This is a genomic window from Brevundimonas sp. SS2672, from assembly GCF_059579685.1.
On sequence record NZ_CM184201.1, the window covers coordinates 1153303 to 1171071 of the forward strand.

Sequence of the window (17769 nt, forward strand, 5' to 3'; positions counted from 1 at the left end):
TCCTTCAGCGGCGTCGTCAGGCTCTGGAAGAAGCCGGCGACCCAGCGCTTTCTCTGCGTGACTCCTCGCTGAAGGTCTCGGGCACCTCTTCGATCAGGGAGCCCTCGATGATGCCCAGCGTCCGGCCGTTCTTCCAGAACCGCTGGCCCACCTCCGGGTCCTCGATGGCGATCCAGGGGTGGAAGCTTCCCAGTTCGATCAGGTCGTCCACCTTGAAGAACAGCCCCTTGCCCAGCACCCAGTAGGGCTGCTTCGGATCGGACAGGTGGCCGTATTTGGCCCCGTCCCAGGTCATGTGGTCGAAGGCGTGGAAGGCGGCGGCCAGACTGGCGTTCAGGTTGCCCGCCACATTGCGCGCCTGCAGCACGTCGAACCGGCGCAGGCCGATGGCCGCGGCCTTGAAGTGATCGGCCGGCGGGCAGCTGTCGGCGTCGATGTAGTCAATCGTCAGCCCGCTCTTGTCCCTGTAGGTCTCGGCCACGTGATAGGTGGCGTAGATCAGCTGCCGCGTCTTCTTGGGCGGCAGATCCTTGACCCCGGCGCGCTTGCCGCTGTGCCACCAGTAGGCCTTGGGATTCCGGTCCCAGGCGTTCCACACCATGTCCCAGCTAGGGTCTGTGGTCGGCGGCACCGCCAGGATCTCGACGAAGGGATAGGCGTCGGTCAGCCGTCTCAGGCTGGCGATGGTCTCGGCGTCGTTGCTGTTGGGAATGGCCAGGACGCGATATCGATCGGTCGGATAGTCCAGCTTGGCCAGCGCCGTGAACGTCGTCTCCATGGTGCTCTCCAGCTCCCGCAGCACGGGGTAGAGTAGGACGATGAAGGGATAATCGGCCTCGCTGGCCGGCAGGGGCTCGTCCATGTCCACCCGCTCGACGCGCAGCGAGCGGAAATACATCTCCAGCAGGAAGCTGCCGAAATACAGGACCTGGGAAATGGCGAACAGCCAGACCAGCAGGGTCGCCCAGTTCGGATCTTGAGTGTTCATCACGCCGCTCGCCCAGTTATTTGCCCAATCAGTCGGTGGTGGTTGCTCGGTCCGTTGGTGAATTATCCAGCTGTCGTCTCAGGATGCGCTCGCGCCGCTTTGGGCCAGACGCTGGCCCTCCAGCTCGCCGGCGAAATAGGCGATGGTCTGCTCCAGCCCTTCCTCCAGCGGCACCAGAGGCGACCAGCGCAGATGGGCCAGAGCCCTGGAGATGTCCGGCTTGCGGCGGCGCGGATCGTCGATCGGCAGCGGGTGATAGACCAGCCGCGAGCCTGAACCGGACAGGGCGATGACCCGCCGAGCCAGGTCGTTGACGGTGATTTCGTTCGGATTGCCGATGTTGACCGGTCCGTCGATCTCCTCGTCCGTCTCCATCAGGCGGATGAAGCCCTCGATCAGGTCGTCGACGAAGCAGAAGGACCGGGTCTGCTCGCCTGTGCCGTAGATGGTGATGTCGCGCCCCGCCAGGGCCTGAACGATGAAGTTCGACACCACCCGCCCGTCGTCCGGGTGCATCCGCGGCCCGTAGGTGTTGAAGATGCGCACGATCCGCGTGGTCAGGCCGTGCTGCTGCCCGAAGTCCGTCACCAGGGTCTCGGCGAACCGCTTGCCCTCGTCGTAGCAAGAGCGCGGTCCCACCGTGTTGACGTTGCCGCGATAGCTCTCCACCTGCGGGTGGATTTCCGGATCGCCATAGATTTCCGAAGTCGAGGCCTGAAAGAACCGCGCCCCATCCGCCGCCGCCCGCTTCAGCAGGTTCAGCGTGCCGATCGAGCAGGTCATGGCCGTCTTCACCCGATCATATTGATAATGAACCGGGGAGGCGGGGCAGGCCAGGTTGTAGATCTGATCGAAGCGGCCCAGCGCCTCGTCCAGCGGCTCATTGATGTCCTGCGCCACCAGATGGAAGCGATCCGAACTCATCAGATGAGCGACGTTCGCGTGTCGGCCCGTATGAAAATTATCGATACAGGTCACATGGTGGCCGGCGTCGATCAGTCGTCCGCACAGGTGAGACCCCAGGAAACCGGCGCCGCCGGATACTGCGATCCGTTTTGCAGTTTGGGCGTCGCGAGGCGTCGCATAAGAAAAGCGATCATCTGTCATCGCCTTCAGCCTTGATGGTTGTTTACAATTGGCGAAACAACGCTACGTGCTTACTGTATTCGCGTGACAGGGGAGATCGTATGACCCCCGACGCCGTCGACAACCGCGTTAACCTTTTATTAAGAATTGGGTTCCATTTGATCGCCTCATATGCGTCAAATTTCTGCCCGAATCGGCCAAAAAGGGCCGCAATGGCGGCGCTCAACGAGGGTGACAGGCCCGACGAACGCTGGATAGCGGTTGGGATCGCCGGGCCTGGGACTTCACGCCTCTCGCCTGAGGCGGCTTATGTAATCATCCGCCAGGGCACCGCGTCATCTTGTCGGAAATACTAGGCCCTTCCCGCATCTCGCTTCCGCAGATGAAAGCGGGTTCGCCAGGTCGTTCGACGCCGAGGGCGACGCCATCGTCTCTTGGCGGTTCGAATTCAAGGAAGAGAATGGTGGAGGTGAAAGGCTGCGCCTTGAACCATCCACGCAGCGCTCGACTGGGCGCCGGCGATCGTTCGCCGCCCCCTACGGAGCGATGAGCAAAGCGAATTGAGCGTGAGTGAGAAAGTGGTGGACGCGACAGGGATTGAACCTGTGACCCCCTCGGTGTGAACGAGGTGCTCTCCCGCTGAGCTACGCGTCCGCCTGGAACGGGGCGGTCAGTGACTGCGCCGTCGGGAGGCGCGGACATAGCCCGCGATTCCGACGACGGCAAGCCTCAAATCATCAAATACCAGCGCTGCTTGTTCAGATTCCTGCCGCCTGCGCGCCTTCCGGGGTTTCGTCCTCCGGATCGCCGGGCAGCCAGGCGACATGGCCGTCATAGATGTCCTGGTTCAGGATGCCTTCCTCCCTGGCGACCAGGACCGGCACGACCATCTGGCCGGTCACGTTGGTGGCGGTGCGCATCATGTCGATGATGCGGTCGATGGCGATGATATAGCCGACGCCTTCCAGCGGCAGCCCCGCCGTCGACAGCGTCAGGGTCAGCATGACGATGCTGGTCCCAGGCACGCCCGCCGTGCCCAGCGACCCCAGCACCGCCGTCAGGCCGATCAGCACATATTGCGTCAGCGTCAGGTCGATCTGGAAATACTGGGCGATGAAGATGGAGGCGATGGCCGGATAGATGGCGCCGCAACCGTCCATCTTCACATTGGCGCCCAGAGGCACGGCGAAGGACGCATAGGCCTGCGGCACGCCCAGCCGCTCGACCGTCTGACGCAGGGTGACGGGCAGGGTGCCCAGCGATGACGAGGTGGCGAAGGCCGTCTGCATGGCCGCAGCGCCGCCGCGGAAGAAGCTGACGACCTTCAGCCCATGCAGTTTCAGCAGGCCCGAATAGATGACGAAGATGTGGAACAGGCAGGCCGCATAGATGGCGAAGATGAACTTGCCCAGCGGCAGCAGCGCCTCCCAGCCGTAACCGCCGACGACCGAACCGATCAGGCCGAACACCCCGAACGGCGTCAGCTGGATCACCCAGCGGGTGATACGGAAGATCAGGGCTGCGCCCTCATCCACCAGCCTGCGTGCGTTCTGCGCACGGTCGCCCAGCGCCACCAGCGCTGCGCCCACCAGCGCCGAGAAGAAGATGATCTGCAGCACCTTGCCCTCGGCCAGCGAGGCGAAGGGGTTGGTCGGCACGACGCCCAGCAGCACCTGCAACGGCGTCGGGATCTCGCGCGCCTTAACCTCGCCCAGCGGCAGGTTGGACAGGCCGACGCCCGGATTGATGATGTGGCCGAACGCAAAGCCGACCAGCACGGCCAGCAGGGAGGTGATGGCGAACCAGACGATGGTCCGCACCCCCAGCCGCACCGCGCCGACCCCTTCGCCCAGCTTGGCGATCGAACTGGCGATGGTGAACAGCACCAGCGGCGCCACCACCATGCGGATCAGGTTCAGATAGACGTCGCCGATCGGCTGCAGCCAGATCGTCGCCTGCTCGCGCAGGATCAGGCCGGCGATGATGCCCAGGGCGAACCCGGCGGCGGTGCGCTGCCACAGGGGAATGGCGAAGAAGCGACGAAACATGACGACCCAGGGAGGAGGAACAGGTCGATCTATGTGTTTCGCAGGCGCACGGACGGCAACAGTAGCGGTCGCGATTGATGCTGAGAAGTTCTGTCGCGTGTTTTAGTTTTTCTGACGATCTGTGTGTTGCGGCGGTTCACGCAGATGCAGATAGAGCGGCAGCGCCAGCGATAGTCCGACAAAGAAGCTGGCCGGAAGGACCAGCCACCATCGCCCGACCTTGTTCGCGCGCGCATCACGCCATGACCACACCCAGAAGATGACGATTGTGATCAGCACATCAGCGGAAAAACCGCCGGCGGCGCCGTTTGCGAACAGCGACTGCAGAAACAGCGGAATGTCGGGCCCATGTGTCCCGAAGAACGACCCAAAGAACAACCAGGGAATCACTGTCCCCACAACGGCCATGGCCAGGTAGAAATTCTTGGCGGTCATGCGCTTTGCCTCGCTGCAGACCGCTTCTATGCGCCTTTATGCTCAAGCTGTCCGTAAGGAAATCAGGCGCTCATCACTCCGGCCAGCGCCTCTTCAAAACCATCGTAGTGGTCGATCATCACATCGCCGCCCAGTTCATCGTGCGGCACGTCGTTGTAGCCGAAGCGGACGGTGATGCAGGGCACGCCTGCGTCCCTGGCCGCTCTGGTGTCCGTCGTGCTGTCGCCGACCATGACGCAGCGCGCCGGATCGCCTCCCGCCTTGCGCACCGCTTCGATGATGTGCGCGCCGCTGGGCTTGCGCGCCGACACCGCATCTGGCCCGGCGATGAAGGCGAAGTGGCGCGTCAGGTTCAACGCTTCGATCAGCGCCACCGACAGGTCCGTGCGCTTGTTGGTCGCCACGCACAGGATCGCCCCGCGCGCGCTCAGCCGGTCCAGCGCCGCGACGCAGCCGTCGAACGGACGGCTCTCGTCGGCGATGTGAGCCAGGTAGACGTCGATGAAGCGCTCGAACAGGCCGGGGGCGTGGGCCTCGTCCCAGACGGCGCCTGCCTCCATGAAGCCGTGGCGCAGCATGGCCATGGCGCCGTGCCCGACCAGATGCCGAGTCGAGGACATGGGCACGGGCGGCAGTTCATACTCCGCCAGCATCCGGTTCAGCGTGCCGATCAGGTCCGGCGCCGAATCCACCAGCGTTCCGTCCAGGTCGAAGGCGATGGTCCAGCCTTCCAGGTCGCGCTCAATGCTCACTCATCTGTCTCCCGGCTCGCGAAGACCCCGGCAATGGGCTAGATCGCTGGCAACGACAAGCCGCCGGATCGATTCATGACCGCACCTCACCCTCGCGCCGCCATCATCCTCGCCGCCGGGCAAGGCACGCGCATGAAGTCGCCCTTGCCAAAGGTGCTGCACCCGGTCGGCGCGCGCGCCATGCTGGATCACGCCATCGACGCGGCCGAGGCCCTGGGCTGCGAGCGCATCGTGGTCGTGGTCGGCGCCCACTCGCCGGAAGTCCGCGCCCACGTTGAAAAGCGCCTCGGCGCCGACAGCATCGCCGTTCAGGACCCGCCGCTGGGCACGGGCCACGCCGTGCGCGCCGCCGAGGCCGCGCTGGGCGATTTCGTCGGCCATGTAGTCGTCACCTATGGCGACGTGCCCTTGCTGAAGGCCGCCGACATCGAGCCGGTTTTCGCCGACTCTCACGAAGGCGTCACCGTCATCGGCTTCGAGGCCCGCGATCCCGGCGCCTACGGCCGTCTGATCCTCGACGGCGACGCCCTGCTGGCCATCACCGAGGCCAAGGAAGCTTCGGCTGAAGTTCTTGCGATCACGGCCTGCAACTCCGGCGTCATGGCCGCGCCGGTCGGCCTGCTTTTCGATCTGCTGGCCGAGGTCACGAACGACAACACCAAGGGCGAATACTACCTGACCGACGTGGTTGAGCTGGCCCGCAAGCGCGGCGCCCCGACCCGCGCCGTCTTCGCCGCCGAGGACTTGGTCATGGGCGTTAACGCCCAATCCGAATTGGCTCAGGCCGAAGCCCTGTTCCAGAAGACCCAGCGCGAGCATTTCCTGGCGCAGGGCGTGACCATGAGCGCCCCGGACACCGTCCACTTCGCCTGGGACACGGACATCGGCGCAGGCACGACCATCGAACCCTTCGTGGTCTTCGGTCCCGGCGCGGTCGTGGCCGAGGGCGCGCGTATCCGCAGCTTCAGCCACATCGAAGGCGCCAAGGTCGCGACCGGCGCCGAGGTCGGCCCCTACGCCCGCCTGCGCCCCGGCGCGGATCTGGGGCAGGGCGTCAAGGTCGGCAACTTCGTCGAGGTCAAGAACGTCCGCATGGACGCCGGCGCCAAGGCGAACCACCTAGCCTATCTCGGTGACGGCGAGGTGGGGGCGAAGGCCAACATCGGCGCGGGCACGATCTTCTGCAACTACGACGGCTTCTTCAAGCACCGCACCACGGTAGGCGAGGGGGCCTTCGTCGGCTCGAACAGTTCGCTGGTCGCCCCCGTGGCCATCGGCGCTGGCTCCATGGTCGGCTCCGGCTCTGTGGTGACCAAGGATGTCGCGCCTGGCGATCTGGCCCTGGCGCGCGGCCAGCAGACGACGAAGCCGGGCTGGGCCGCCCGCTTCATGGAAACCATGCGCGCGAAGAAGGCGGCGAAATCCCAATGAGCGACCTGCAGAAGAAGAACGCCGGCGAAGCCGCCGCCCAATACGTCGAGGCTGGGATGGTGGTCGGCCTGGGCACCGGCTCCACCGCCGCCTGGTTCGTCAAGGCGCTGGCCGCCCGCAACCTGCCGGACCTGCGCTGCGTCCCGACGTCCGAGCGCACCGCCGATCTGGCGCGCGAACTGGGCCTGCCCCTGTCGACGCTGGAAGACACGCCGAAGATTGACCTGACGGTCGACGGCGCCGACGAGATCGGCCCCGGCCTGGCCCTCATCAAGGGCGGCGGCGCGGCCCTGCTGCGCGAGAAACTGGTGTGGGAGGCGTCGGCCCGCTGCATCTGCATCGCCGACGCGGCCAAGGTGGTGCCCGCGCTGGGAACCTTCCCCCTGCCGATCGAGGTGGTCGCCTTCGGTCACAAGACGACCGCCAACCGCATCGCCGACGTTCTGGCCGACCACGACATCGCCTCGCCCGCCCGTGTGCGCGAGGCCGAGCGCGGCCTGATCCGCACCGACGGCGGCAATCTGATCTATGACGCCGCCTGCAGGCTGATTGCCGACCCGGCCCGCCTCGCCGCCGACCTCAAGAGCCTGACCGGCGTGGTCGAACACGGCCTGTTCCTCGACCTCACCGACCTGGCCGTCATCGGCACGGACGATGGATTCGAGACGATCAATCCGTAGTCGGCGCGGCCTCTTCGGCAAGGCGGGCGTGCGCGCGGCGGATCGAGGACTGGATCTCTGACTTGCCAGCTCGCACGGCCTGTCGGGCCCGCTGAGCGCCGTACAGCCCGTCAAGATACGCCTTGTCCCACTCAGTCAGATAGGGTGCGCTGCCCGGATCGTTGAAGACGTTCAGGATCGAGGCATAGGCGCTGGTGTCCGCAGTCGGGTCGATCTGCGCCAGCGACACCATGGCGATGTAATCCGCCAGTTGCGCCGAATTGACCGCGCCGGTCTTGCTGACATCGACGACGATGATGGCGCGGAAGATGTTGTCGACAATCTGGGTCGTCAGCCGCGAAGCCGCGAATACGTTGATGGTCGGAGCATAGTCCATCGGCCCCGAGCAGGCGTTCGCGCATTCTCCGGGAATGCGGACCGCGCGCTGGCCCGTTTCGGAATCGGCCGGCATGCTGACCTGCCACCAGCGGACGGGGCGGCTGGTTTCTTGGAAATCTCTCAACGCAGCAGCGCCGCGGTCCATGCCGGAGCCGCCCATGCGAAGGGCGCGACGGCGCCGTTCAACCAGTTCATTCGCAAAGGCGTCGCCATCAGCGGTTGCGACGATAAGCAGGTTCGGCGTGCATCCGGGGTCGCCTGCATTCAGGCCGAGGTCTTCCGCCACGGTCGAAACGCGGTCCACGAGATACTGCGCAGCTTCGCGGCGCAGATTGACGGCCCCCACACAGACGCTGCGGTCCCATCGGGCGATGCCGCGCCCGTGATTGGGCGCTGCGACCTCACTGACGAAGCTCTGGATCAGGTCGTCAAGACGTCGACCAGAGACCTGAATGTCTTCCAGACGAACGGCCTGATCCTCATGGCTCGTCGGAGCCGGTTGCGTTGCCTGAGCGGGCGGCGCGCCGACGCTGAGCACAAGAGCCAAAAGGGCTGCGATCATCACCTTGCCTCACGACCTATGCCGAGAATCCATAGTATTGCAGAACGGCGTCCTGTCAAAATCGAGCGAAGGGTTCAGGCTTCTTTTGTCGTGGGCCGCCTCACGCCTTGCCCCCTCGCGCCCCGGCGCCTAAGTCGGGACAGCGCTGCGGCTCAGCCGGGCGGATTTCAGACGATTCAGACGAATTGGACTCTAGTTTCGAGTCTGATGCCGGAGACCCCGATGGCCCAATACGACTACGACCTCTTTGTCATCGGCGCCGGTTCGGGCGGGGTGCGGGCGGCGCGGCTGACGGCGCTGGGCGGCAAGAAGGTCGCCATCGCCGAGGAGTACCGCGTCGGCGGCACCTGCGTCGTGCGCGGCTGCGTGCCCAAGAAGTTCATGGTCATGGCCTCCGAAGTCAGCCACGCCCTGGAAATCGCCGAGGGCTACGGCTGGTCCTTTGACAATGCGAAATTCGACTGGCCGACCTTTCTGCAGGCCAAGGATGTCGAGATCGCCCGCCTGTCGGGCATCTATGCCGCCAACCTGGCCAAGGCGGGCGTCGACCTGGTCCACGGTCGCGCTGTCCTGAAAGACGCCCACACCGTCGAGATCGTTGGAAAAGACCAGACCATCACCGCCGAGAAGATCCTGATCGCCACCGGCGGCCGCCCGTGGAAGCCGGAAAGCCTGACCGGCATCGAACACGCCATCACGTCGGAAGAGGCCTTCCACCTGCCCGAACTGCCCAAGCGCATTCTGATCGCGGGCGGCGGCTACATCGCGGTGGAGTTCGCGGGCATCTTTGCGGGGTTGGGCGTCGAGACGACCCTGATCTATCGTGGCCCGAACATCCTGCGCGGCTTCGACGACGACGTGCGCGCCCATCTGGCGGGCGAGATCGAGAAGCGCGGCGTCAAGGTCATCCTGGGCTGCCAGCACGCCTCGATCGAGAAGACCGAGACCGGCCTGGTGAACCACCTCGAGAACGGCATGACGATCGAGACCGACGTGGTCATGTTCGCCACCGGCCGCACGCCGCACGTCAAGGGCCTGGGCCTCGAGACCGCAGGGGTCGAGCTGAACGAGAACGACGCCATCAAGGTCGATCGGTATTCGAAGACCACGGTCGACAACATCTGGGCCATCGGCGACGTCACCGACCGGATGAACCTGACCCCCGTCGCCATCCGCGAGGGCGTGGCCTTCCATGAGACGGTCTACAGGAACAATCCGCAGAGCTTCGACTATGAAGCCGTCGCCACCGCCGTCTTCAGCCAGCCGCCGGTCGGCACGGTCGGCCTGACCGAGGCCGAGGCCCGCCACGCCTGTCCGGGCGAAGTGGACGTCTACGTCACCCGCTTCCGCCCGATGAAGTACGCCTTCACCGGCTCGGACGAGCGGGTGCTGATGAAGCTGGTGGTCGATGCGGAGAGCCAGCGCGTCGTCGGCTGCCACATCGTCGGCCCCGACAGCCCCGAGATGATCCAACTGGCCGCCATCGCCGTGAAGGCGGGCCTGACCAAGGCTCAGTGGGACGCCACCTGCGCCGTCCATCCGACCATGGCCGAGGAGTTGGTCACCTTGAAGGAAAAGCAGACGCCGGCCTCCATGTCCGCCGGTTGATCCTGAGACGGGGCGGCTTGCCAGCCGCCTTATCCGCGCGCCTTATGCCGACCGGGCCCCGACCGGGGCAGCAAGAGATCAAGGAGTTCGCCGTGAAACCGTATCTGCTCGCCGCCGCCGTCGCCGCCGTTCTTCTGAGCGGCGCTCCGGCGCTCGCCCAGGACGCTTCGACGCCCGCCTATCAGGCCGCCGTCGCCGACGCCCTGCGTCCAGCTGATGAGGTCGAGCGCGACCCCCTGCGTCATCCGGCCGAGATGCTGGCCTTCGCCCAGGTGAAGCCGGGCCAGCGGATCGCCGACATCCGCCCCGGCGCCGGCTACTTCACCCGCCTGTTCGCGCGGGTCGTGGGCGAGGGCGGTCATGTCTACGCCTTCGTGCCGAACCGCACGGCCGAGCGCGAGAACCCGCGCGCCGACGCCCTGGTCGCCGCCTATCCCAACGTCAGCCGCGTCAACGGCGACCTGGACGCCATGAGCTTCGATCAGCCGCTGGATCTGGTCTTCATGAGCCAAGAGTATCACGACTTCCACATCCCCCGTTTCGACGTGGACGTGGCCAAGATGAACGCCGACATCTTCAAGGCGCTGAAGCCCGGCGGCCTCTATGTCGTCATCGACCACCAGGCCGCGCCCGGCGCCGCCAACTCCGTGGTCGAGACCCTGCACCGCATCGAGGGCGCCCAGCTTCGCAAGGAGGTCGAGGCCGCCGGCTTCGTGTTTGACGGCGAAAGCACGGCCGTCGCCAACACGGCCGACGACCACAGCCTGAACGTGTTCGACGAGGCGATCCGGGGCAAGACCGACCAATTCGTCTATCGCTTCCGCAAGCCGAACTGAGGCGCCCCGTCTCGAATTGGTGACTGGCGAAGCGGGACGGGCGGCGCTAACCCTCGGCCAAAATCCATAAGGGAAACGCACACATGACTCGCATCGCCTTCATCGGCCTGGGCAACATGGGCGGCGGCATGGCCGCCAATCAGGCCAAGGCCGGGCATGACGTGGCCGCCTTCGACCTGTCGCCCGCCGCGCTGGAACGCGCCGCCGAGGCCGGATGCCGCACCGTCGCCTCGGTCGCCGAGGCCGTGAAGGACGCCGAGGTGGTCATCACCATGCTGCCCGCCGGGCTGCACGTGCTCAGCGTCTATTCCGAACAGATCATCGGCGCGGCGCCGTCCAGCGCGCTTCTGCTGGACTGCTCGACCATCGACGTGGAGACGGCGCGCAAGGTGGCGGCTCTGGCCAAGGAGGCGGGCTACGCCTTCGCCGATGCCCCCGTCTCGGGCGGCACTGCGGCCGCCGACGCAGGCACCCTGGCCTTCATGGTCGGCTGCGACGAGGCCGACTTCGCCCGTGTCGAACCGGCGCTGGACCCGATGAGCCGCATCACCATCCGCGCGGGCGACCATGGCGCGGGGCAGGCGGCCAAGATCTGCAACAACATGCTGCTGGGCATTTCGATGATCGGCACCTGTGAAGCCATCGCCCTGGCCGAGAAGCTGGGTCTGGAGCCGGAACGCTTCTTCGAAATCGCCTCCAAGTCGTCCGGCCAGTGCTGGAGCGTGACCAGCTACTACCCCTGGGCCGGTCCGGTGCCGACCGCTCCGTCGAACCGCGACTATGAAGGCGGCTTCGCCACGGCCATGATGCTGAAGGATCTGAAGCTGGCGCAGGACGCCGCCGCCAAGGCGGGCGCCACGACCCCGCTGGGGGCGCAGGCCGAAGCCCTCTACGCCCTGTTCAACGGTCTCGGCTACGGCGGCAAGGACTTCTCCGCCATGGTCCAGATGCTGCGCGGCCGTATCGACACCCTGGCCCAGTGAACTTTGGCCCAGTGATGCGTCAGGGCGGGCTTCGCCTTCTGGCTGCTCTGGCGGCGGTGGGTCTGATCGCCGCCGCTCCGGCCGATCCGCTTTACCGGGTCGCGCCGGGCCTGTTCCAGGCAGGGAAGCCCGACCTGGGGTTGAAGCCGGCGCCGGGCGCCCAGACGTTCACGGTCTTCGCCCCAGGCGAGAACACCGACCGGTTCAGCAACGGCGTGGTGCTGACGCCCTTCAAGGGGCGGCTGTACGCCCAGTGGCAAAGCTCGGCTCGGGACGAGGATGCGCCCGATACCTGGGTCGCCTGGAGCGTCAGCGAGGACGGCGAATCCTGGCGTGCGCCCGCCGTCCTGGCCGAGGCGGGCGAGGGCGGGGTGATGCGCTCCAGCGGCGGATGGTGGACGGACGGCGAAACCCTGGTGACCTATGCCAACGTCTGGCCCGACGGCTTTCAATCCGGGGCGGGCGGCTATGCCGAATATCGCCTGAGCCGCGACGGCGAGACCTGGAGCGAGCCGCGCCGCGTCACGGGCGTCGATGGGCCGGTTGAGGGCGTGATCGAGCAGGACCCGCACCTGATCGGCGGCCGTCTGATGACCGGCTTCCACAGGCGTCCGGGCATGATCGCCACGCCCTTCTACACTGATGACGCTCTGGGCGTGTCGGGCTGGACCGCCGGACGGATGCAGAACCTGCCCCGCGACGTCAGCGGCGCGGCCGCCGAACACGAAAAGCAGCTCAGCCGCGAGATCGAACCCAGCCTGTTCCAGCGCGGTGATTGCGCCGTCATGGTCTTCCGCGACGAGGAACTGAGCTTTCGCCAATTGGCGTCGGAAAGCTGTGATCGCGGCGTGACCTGGACCACGCCCGCCTTGACCGACATGCCGGATCTCGCGGGCCAAGCAGAGCGCGGGCAACCTGCCGGACGGGACGGCCTATCTGGTCAATGCGCCGAACGCGGACCGCCCGCGCATCCCCCTGGCCGTGACGTTGAGCTCCGACGGGCGGCTGTTCGACCGCAGCTTTCTCCTGCGCGGGGCGGGCGATCTCCAGCCGCTGCGTTACGAGGGACAATACAAGCGGCCCGGCTATCACTACCCCAAGAGCGTCATCTGGAATGGATGGCTCTATGTCGGCTATGCGACCAACAAGGAGGATGTCCAGGTGACGCGTATTCCGATCGAGACCTTGGCCGAAACCTCTCGCTGAAGGTTCTGAGAACCGTTATCAATTAAGGGGTTGGGACGTTTTGTCCGGCTCCTGACATGGACAAGACAGGGCGGCGCGCGCAATTAGGCTCCAAAAGCTGCATAAGCGAAAGAAGCGCCGCCTTGTTCGACTATAAGTCCGCCTTTCAGAACTCTGTGGAGCAGGTCCGCAGCGAGGGTCGTTACCGCGTCTTCGCCGATCTGAAGCGGGTACGCGGCCAGTTTCCCCGGGCGGTGCGCCGCCGCGAGGACGGCACGCAGCAGGACGTCGTCGTCTGGTGCTCCAACGACTACCTGGGCATGGGCCAGCATCCGGCGGTGATCGATGCCATGCAGGCCGAGGTCGAGAAGACCGGCGCCGGGGCAGGGGGCACGCGCAACATCTCGGGCACCACGCGCTCGGCGGTCGATCTGGAAGCCGAACTGGCCAGCTGGCACCAGAAGGAAGCGGCCCTGTTGTTCACCTCGGGCTATGTGGCCAATGAGGCGACGCTGTCGACCCTGCAGAAGATCCTGCCGGGCCTGATCACCTTCTCGGACGCCCTGAACCACGCCTCCATGATCGCGGGCATCCGCAACGGCGGCGGCGAACGCCACATCTTCCGCCACAACGACCTCGAACACCTTGAGGAACTGCTGGCCGCCGCGCCTGCCGATGCTCCCAAGCTGGTCGCCTTCGAGAGCGTCTATTCGATGGACGGCGACATCGCCGACATCGCCGGCACCATCGCCCTGGCCAAGAAATACGGCGCCCTGACCTATCTGGACGAGGTTCACGCGGTCGGCCTGTACGGCGCGACCGGCGCGGGCGTGGCCGAGCGCGACGGCGTTCTGGACGGCATCGACATCGTCGAATGCACCCTGGGCAAGGCCATCGGCGTCATGGGAGGCTACATCGCCGCCGACGCCGTGATCGTGGACGCGGTGCGCAGCTGGGCCTCGGGCTTCATCTTCACCACCAGCCTGCCGCCGGCCCTGACCGCCGGCGCCTTGGCCTCGGTCCGCCACCTGAAGGCGCACCCCGAACTGCGCGACGCCCATCAGGAACGCGCCGCGACCCTGAAGCGGCGCCTGTCCGAGGCGGGCATCCCTGTCCTGCCCAGCGTCAGCCACATTGTGCCGGTGCACGTCGGCAACCCGGTCCACTGCAAGCTGATCTCGGACATGCTGCTGGAAGAGCACGGCATCTACGTCCAGCCGATCAACTATCCGACCGTGCCCAAGGGGACCGAGCGTCTGCGCTTCACCCCTTCGCCGGATCATGACGACGCGATGATCGACAAGCTGGTCGAGGCGATGGACAAGCTCTGGTCGCACTGCAACGTGGCGCGTCGTCCGGTCGCCGCATGACGGCTGACCCCGAACTCGGCGAAGTCATCGTCGAGTTCATCCGTAACGGCTCCTATGTGAAATGCTCGGCGGTCCACACGGCCACCGGCGTCGAAGTCTCCGCCATCGGTCCAGCCGCCGAGCCACGTGCGGTCGAGCGTGTGGCGATCGCCAAGCTGAAGCGAGCGCTGTCGGCCGATTAGGGCTGGCCGGACTTTCTCGCCTCCTGTCAGGCGGGCTTTATATTATGCAATCGGCGCCTTATCTTCCCATCTATCGCCGTTAGGCGGCGTCGGGGCGTGATGGGGGCGGGTATGAGTTCATTCTACAATCGCCGGGAGCAGGGCGAGGTCACTGTCTTTACGGTTACGCCTGCGCCGTATCCGGGCGACAAGGGCGCGGGTCAGATCTTCGCACTCGGCGTGGCGATGATCTGCGTCGGCGTCGTCCTGTTGATCTTCGTCGTCGGCATCGCCTTCATTGGTCTGGGCATCGCCTGGATCATACAGAGCCGCAACCTCAAGAAGCGCTGTGAATTTGAGAACGCTCATCGCACGCCCAAGGATATCAAGATCAGCGCCTCGGGTGTGGCCGCCAACGGCTATCTCTATGAAATCGAGAACGTCGTCGAAGTCATGGTGTCTCATCATGATGCCGGGCCTTCTCGTCAAACGGGAAAAGCGGTGGCTGACCTGAAGAACGCGCAGGCGTTTGTCAGTTATCAGGTCAGCGTGCGGCTGCGATCAGACAGTCGGCCGATCGTTTTGATGGGGGGACTGACGTCCGAGACAGCGCGCTCTTTGGCGCAGGATATTTCGACGCTCCTGACGAAGGCCCGAGCCGCGCGCTAGGATTTGGGCTTATCCGCCGCTTCAGCGTCAGCTTGATTGCGCCGTCGTCAGAGAGGCGGCAGGCACAATATGTTGTGGTGCGGGGCGGGGCGGCCTAGATAGGGGCGCCGTTTTCGCTTTCAGCCTTCGGGGTGCCGCCTGTGACCGCCTTCACGCACGATTCCTACTTCACCAAGAGCCTCGCCGACGCCGATCCGGCGATCTTCAAGGGCATCCAGGGCGAGCTTGGCCGCCAGAAGGAGCAGATCGAGCTGATCGCTTCGGAAAACATCGTCTCGCAGGCGGTGCTGGACGCGCAGGGCTCGGTCCTGACCAACAAATACGCCGAGGGCTATCCGGGCCGTCGCTATTATGGCGGTTGTGAGTTCGTCGACATCACTGAGGACCTGGCCCGCGAACGCGCCAAGGAACTGTTCGGCGCCGCCTATGTGAACGTCCAGCCGCACTCGGGCGCGCAGGCCAACCAGGCCGTCTTCTTCTCCCTGCTGCAGCCGGGCGACACCTTCCTGGGCATGGACCTGGCCTGCGGCGGCCACCTGACCCACGGCTCGCCCGCCAACCAGTCGGGCAAGTGGTTCCGCCCGGTCACCTATAAGGTGAATGAAGACGACCATCTCATTGATTACGACCACGTCGCTGAAATGGCGCAGAAGGAAAAGCCCAAGCTGATCCTGGCCGGCGCCTCGGCCTACAGCCGCCACATCGACTTCAAGCGCTTCCGCGAAATCGCGGATTCTGTCGGCGCCTATCTGATGGTCGACATGGCCCACTATGCCGGCCTGATCGCGGGCGGCGCCTATCCCGATCCGATCCCGCACGCCCACGTCGTCACCACCACGACGCACAAGACCCTGCGCGGCCCGCGCGGCGGCATGATCCTGTCCAACGACCTGGATCTGGGCAAGAAGATCAACTCGGCCGTCTTCCCCGGCCTGCAGGGCGGCCCGCTCGAGCACGTCATCGCCGCCAAGGCCGTGGCCTTCGGCGAGGCGCTGAAGCCCGAGTTCAAGCTCTACGCCCAGCAGGTCGTGAAGAACGCCCAGGCCCTGGCGGCCGTTCTGGTCGAACGCGGCCTGGCCATCGTCTCGGGCGGCACCGACAGCCACCTGATGCTGGTCGACCTGCGTCCCAAGGGCGTGACCGGCAAGGCCACCGAGCATGAACTCGAGAAGGCGCTGATGACCTGCAACAAGAACGGCGTGCCGTTCGACACCGCGCCCTTCACCGTCACCTCGGGCGTCCGTCTGGGCACCCCGGCGGGCACCACGCGCGGCTTCGGCGAGGAAGAGTTCAAGCAGATCGGTCACTGGATCGCCGATGTCGTCTCGTCGATGAACGGCGGCGATGAAGCCGACCCGGCCGTCGTCGCGGGCGTGGCGGCTCAGGTGCGCGAACTGACTGCGCGCTTCCCGATCTATCGCTAAGGGACCCATCGGATGAAGTGCCCCTTCTGCGGAAACGCCGACACCCAGGTGAAGGACAGCCGCCCGTCTGACGACGGCGCGGCCATCCGGCGCCGTCGGTCCTGCCCGCAGTGCAACGGGCGCTTCACCACCTTCGAGCGGGTGCAGCTGCGCGAACTGGTCATCCTGAAACGGAACGGCCGCCGCACCCCCTTCGACCGCGACAAGCTGGAGCGCTCGCTGGGCATCGCTCTGCGCAAGCGTCCAGTGCAGCCGGATCAGGTCGAGCTTCTGGTCAGCCGCATCGTGCGCCAGCTGGAAAGCCTGGGCGAGACGGAGATCCCATCCAGCATCGTCGGCGACTTCATCATGAAGGCGCTGAAGTCGGTCGATGAGGTCGCCTACGTTCGCTACGCCTCGGTCTACAAGGACTTCCGCCACACCAGCGACTTCGCCAAATTCCTCGGCGACGAGGGTTTCGACGAGACCAAGTCCGGCCAGGACTGATGCGCCCTCGCGTCACCCTGAAGCTGGCCACGTCGCTGGACGGCCGCATCGCCACGGCCACGGGCGAAAGCCAGTGGATCACCGGGCCGGAGGCGCGCCTTCAGGGCCACCGCCTGCGCGCGACGCATGACGCCATCCTGGTCGGCGTCGAGACGGTGCTGGCCGACGATCCCGAACTGACCGTCCGTCTTCAGGGCTATGAAGCAGGGCATCCTCTTCGGGTTGTCCTCGACAGCCGCTTGCGCACGCCGGGCACGGCCAAGGTCGCCGGTGGAAACACTCTCATTCTGACGACCGCCGCGCCCCATCCCATCGGTCATGCCGAAGTCCGCGCCGTCGCCGCCGTCGACGGCCGCCCGGCCATCTCCGCTGTCCTCGACGCCCTGGCCGCCCGCAACGTCGGCTCCATCCTGATCGAGGGCGGAGGCCGCGTCGCCGCCTCCTTTATCCAGGCGGGGGCGGTGGACGGGATCGAGTGGTTCCGTGCGCCGATCCTGCTGGGCGGGGAGGGGCGGCCCTGCGTCGCCTCCCTGGCGCTTGCAAAGCTGGCCGACGCCCCCAAGTTCCGTCGTCTGGGCGTCGAGCCTGTCGGAGACGATCTGTGGGAACGCTACGCCCGCGCCTGACGCCTCCTCAGGCGCGATTTCAGACGAATTAGACTAATTAGACTCTGTTTTTTGGGTCCGA

18 protein-coding genes and 1 tRNA gene are annotated in these 17769 nt (G+C 65.8%); 12 read left to right on the plus strand and 7 right to left on the minus strand.

All coding sequences use genetic code 11. The features are described from left to right. Positions 1–16 precede the first annotated feature (16 nt). The 6 genes from AC52GN_RS05820 to AC52GN_RS05845 form a co-directional block, all read right to left on the minus strand. Positions 17–988: a glycosyltransferase family 2 protein gene (locus AC52GN_RS05820; protein ID WP_496528773.1), complete on the minus strand. Its 972-nt coding sequence runs from the start codon at positions 986–988 to the stop codon at positions 17–19. 78 nt (positions 989–1066) lie between these two features. Next, positions 1067–2095 (minus strand): UDP-glucuronic acid decarboxylase family protein, encoded by a 1029-nt coding sequence (locus AC52GN_RS05825; RefSeq protein ID WP_312217755.1) that lies wholly within the window; start codon positions 2093–2095, stop codon positions 1067–1069. Positions 2096–2653: 558 nt separating this feature from the next. Next, positions 2654–2728 (minus strand) — tRNA-Val (locus tag AC52GN_RS05830). A 104-nt stretch (positions 2729–2832) separates the two neighbouring features. After that, positions 2833–4122 carry a dicarboxylate/amino acid:cation symporter gene (locus AC52GN_RS05835; protein ID WP_496528478.1) on the minus strand — a complete coding sequence of 430 codons (1290 nt, stop codon included), beginning with the start codon at positions 4120–4122 and terminating at the stop codon, positions 2833–2835. 102 nt (positions 4123–4224) lie between these two features. Beyond that, positions 4225–4557, minus strand: coding sequence for a DUF2834 domain-containing protein (locus AC52GN_RS05840; RefSeq protein ID WP_346487627.1), 333 nt, complete (start codon positions 4555–4557; stop codon positions 4225–4227). A 62-nt stretch (positions 4558–4619) separates the two neighbouring features. Continuing rightward, positions 4620–5309 carry an HAD-IA family hydrolase gene (locus tag AC52GN_RS05845; RefSeq protein ID WP_496528479.1) on the minus strand — a complete coding sequence of 230 codons (690 nt, stop codon included), beginning with the start codon at positions 5307–5309 and terminating at the stop codon, positions 4620–4622. A gap of 75 nt (positions 5310–5384) precedes the next feature. On the opposite strand from AC52GN_RS05845, the gene glmU reads away from it, so the two are divergent. Then, entirely contained in the window at positions 5385–6740 is a 1356-nt protein-coding gene (gene glmU, locus AC52GN_RS05850) for a bifunctional UDP-N-acetylglucosamine diphosphorylase/glucosamine-1-phosphate N-acetyltransferase GlmU (RefSeq protein WP_496528480.1), read from the plus strand. After that, positions 6737–7420, plus strand: coding sequence for a ribose-5-phosphate isomerase RpiA (gene rpiA, locus AC52GN_RS05855; RefSeq protein WP_496528481.1), 684 nt, complete (start codon positions 6737–6739; stop codon positions 7418–7420). Before glmU ends, rpiA begins: the two co-directional genes overlap by 4 nt. On the opposite strand, the gene AC52GN_RS05860 is transcribed toward rpiA, so the two are convergent. Further along, positions 7410–8360, minus strand: a complete 951-nt coding sequence (locus tag AC52GN_RS05860) for a hypothetical protein (protein WP_496528482.1) — start codon at positions 8358–8360, stop codon at positions 7410–7412. The two genes, rpiA and AC52GN_RS05860, sit on opposite strands and share 11 nt — an antisense overlap. Before the next feature lie 222 nt (positions 8361–8582). Here AC52GN_RS05860 and gor point away from each other — a divergent pair, with 222 nt between their 5' ends. The 10 genes from gor to AC52GN_RS05910 all read left to right on the plus strand — a co-directional run bounded on the left by gor (position 8583) and on the right by AC52GN_RS05910 (position 17708). After that, on the plus strand, positions 8583–9968 hold the full coding sequence (gene gor, locus AC52GN_RS05865) for a glutathione-disulfide reductase (protein WP_496528483.1): 1386 nt from the start codon (positions 8583–8585) through the stop codon (positions 9966–9968). 92 nt (positions 9969–10060) lie between these two features. Beyond that, entirely contained in the window at positions 10061–10804 is a 744-nt protein-coding gene (locus AC52GN_RS05870; RefSeq protein WP_343829243.1) for a class I SAM-dependent methyltransferase, read from the plus strand. An 83-nt stretch (positions 10805–10887) separates the two neighbouring features. Next, positions 10888–11787: a 3-hydroxyisobutyrate dehydrogenase gene (mmsB, locus tag AC52GN_RS05875; protein ID WP_496528484.1), complete on the plus strand. Its 900-nt coding sequence runs from the start codon at positions 10888–10890 to the stop codon at positions 11785–11787. Next, positions 11784–13019 carry an exo-alpha-sialidase gene (locus AC52GN_RS05880; RefSeq protein WP_496528485.1) on the plus strand — a complete coding sequence of 412 codons (1236 nt, stop codon included), beginning with the start codon at positions 11784–11786 and terminating at the stop codon, positions 13017–13019. The genes mmsB and AC52GN_RS05880 overlap by 4 nt, the downstream gene beginning before the upstream one ends. A 96-nt stretch (positions 13020–13115) precedes the next feature. After that, positions 13116–14342, plus strand: coding sequence for a 5-aminolevulinate synthase (gene hemA, locus AC52GN_RS05885; RefSeq protein WP_496528486.1), 1227 nt, complete (start codon positions 13116–13118; stop codon positions 14340–14342). Beyond that, positions 14339–14524 (plus strand): DUF6898 family protein, encoded by a 186-nt coding sequence (locus AC52GN_RS05890; RefSeq protein ID WP_496528487.1) that lies wholly within the window; start codon positions 14339–14341, stop codon positions 14522–14524. Before hemA ends, AC52GN_RS05890 begins: the two co-directional genes overlap by 4 nt. Before the next feature lie 111 nt (positions 14525–14635). Continuing rightward, positions 14636–15172 carry a hypothetical protein gene (locus tag AC52GN_RS05895; protein WP_312054398.1) on the plus strand — a complete coding sequence of 179 codons (537 nt, stop codon included), beginning with the start codon at positions 14636–14638 and terminating at the stop codon, positions 15170–15172. Between the two features lie 140 nt (positions 15173–15312). After that, positions 15313–16596, plus strand: a complete 1284-nt coding sequence (glyA, locus tag AC52GN_RS05900) for a serine hydroxymethyltransferase (protein WP_496528488.1) — start codon at positions 15313–15315, stop codon at positions 16594–16596. 12 nt (positions 16597–16608) lie between these two features. After that, on the plus strand, positions 16609–17082 hold the full coding sequence (gene nrdR, locus AC52GN_RS05905; RefSeq protein ID WP_024352817.1) for a transcriptional regulator NrdR: 474 nt from the start codon (positions 16609–16611) through the stop codon (positions 17080–17082). Continuing rightward, entirely contained in the window at positions 17082–17708 is a 627-nt protein-coding gene (locus AC52GN_RS05910) for a RibD family protein (RefSeq protein WP_496528489.1), read from the plus strand. Before nrdR ends, AC52GN_RS05910 begins: the two co-directional genes overlap by 1 nt. Positions 17709–17769 lie beyond the last annotated feature (61 nt).